We start from the raw sequence: 994 nt of genomic DNA on the forward strand, positions 1-994 counted from the left end.
GATCCGTGTGACACAACCTTTGCTAGATCAGCAGATGGGGTCGCTCCAAGACATCTTTGCAGAAGTCAGAGCTGGCGAATACAAGGCCCAGATCAAGCAGCTTGGTGCCCGTGGTCGCGTTCGAGTCGCAAATAAGGACGGAAGTTGCGGTCCAATGCGCCTATGGGTTTATCAGGACAGGGTGTCACCAGACGAGATCCAAAGTCTCTTTCCGGGTGCGAACATCGACATTGATCCCTCAGCCTACAACAGTCGGCGTGGGGTTCGAAAAGGTCAGGAGACTTTCAAAACGAAGGTCTTGAATGGCCTTAAGTCCCTTCCGCTGACCACGCACGAAATTGAGGTAGAGCAGCTGGGGGAGCTTATTGGCGATTCAAATCTGAAGACAAGGGGAACTAGGCTGGCAAAGAGCAATGCAGCTTGGACAATGCTTGGTTGGTCCTTTGTGCACGGCACCAAAGGTCGCGGAGGAACTAAGGCCCGCTTTGTCAGGACCGAAAGGCCGTCTAGTTTAGCAGCCTAAACCTATTAACAGTTATAGGTCTTGGCTTTTGACTGCGCCAATAGCTCATAGTGCTCTAAGAACATCCTAGGGGCCGAAGAAGCCCTTAGGGACAAACAAAAAACAGGGGCGTCCGCCTGGCCCGGTCATAAGCGGACTTCAGTGTCTGGTAGTGTGCATTCAAAAAATGGCTGGGGATCTACGCAGCCAATACCACTCACCCCAGTTCTGATACTCCCCCCGTGGGGGGGGGTGCGAATTCAGTAGCGGTCTTAGTGCAGCATTTCGGGCGAGAGGATGGAGCTCAACGTGTCATGGGTGGCCATATTGAGGGTGTCCTGAGGCGTAGGACAAACCGTAGGACAGAACGTGCCTGTTGACCGGGATTCGTCCTCAATGATACCCCTTCTTTTACTGAGACAATCATAGGTCACGATGCCTGTAACGGGAGCAGAACCAAGAGACACAGCTTCTCCTGGGCACCAAATCCCC

The 994-nt window shown here is 53.1% G+C and carries 1 protein-coding gene; it reads left to right on the forward strand.

The annotated features are described in order from the left end of the window. A partial coding sequence (locus ACR0B7_RS20980) for a hypothetical protein (RefSeq protein ID WP_480682381.1) occupies positions 1-523 on the forward strand: 523 nt, incomplete at its 5' end. Between the last annotated feature and the right edge of the window lie 471 nt (positions 524-994).

The organism is Ruegeria sp. BB6 (assembly GCF_056539385.1).